At 68.4% G+C, this 770-nt stretch carries 1 protein-coding gene; it reads right to left on the reverse strand.

Features of this window, described 5'->3' with window-relative positions:
* The coding region (locus KUM38_RS39450) for a transposase (protein WP_217136953.1) at positions 1-530 on the reverse strand (530 nt) is incomplete at its 3' end.
* Between the last annotated feature and the right edge of the window lie 240 nt (positions 531-770).

Here is a 770-nt window from a genome sequence, read left to right on the forward strand (position 1 = left end):
GCCAGCCGTCGGACCAGCTCGGTGGTGGTCAGCGAGCGCAGTGCTTCGCGGACCTCAGCAGGCGCGGTGATGACCAGCGATTTGATCTGGTTGATGGTCTGAGTACGGGCCTTGACTGCGCTGGCGCGTACTACGCGCAGTCCGCGGATGGCCTCGACCGCGCCGTCGCGGTGCTTGGGCGTGCCTGTGGCGCGGCCGGCGAGTACTGCGGTGGCGGCGTAGGCGTCGATGGAGTCCGACTTCCCTGCCGCCCGACGAGCCCGACGGTCGGGTCGGTCCACCTCGATCACGGTGATCTGATTGGCCCGGAGGCAGCGCCCGAGTTCGGCGCCGAAGGAGCCGGTGCCCTCCATGCCCACAACCAGCACCCGGCCGTGGGAACGCAGCCACTCCAGCAGGTCCCGATAGCCCGCAGGTGTTGTGGGGAAGGCCTCGGTGGCCAGGTGCCGGCCGATGGTGTCGATGACGGCGGCCTGGTGAACGTCGGTGTGGGTGTCGATCCCGCCGATCACCTCGATGGGCTGTGACATGGTGGCCGGGTTCCTTCCGTGCGCGGCGAGTTGGCTCGCGCGCACCGGCCGGCGGACGGACACGACTGTGATGGGACCACGTGGGTCACGCTTCTATGAGGTCACGATCGCCGACCGGTACACGCGGGTGACACCGCCCGGAAGGTCGACGATTCAGAGTGAGGACAGCCGAAGCGTCAATCGGGGATCGGGTCAGACCCTCGAGCGGTGCTGCCCCATCCTCACAGTCGGGGATCTTGG

Source organism: Streptomyces sp. AC558_RSS880 (genome assembly GCF_019049255.1).
Classification (GTDB): Bacteria; Actinomycetota; Actinomycetes; order Streptomycetales; family Streptomycetaceae; genus Streptomyces.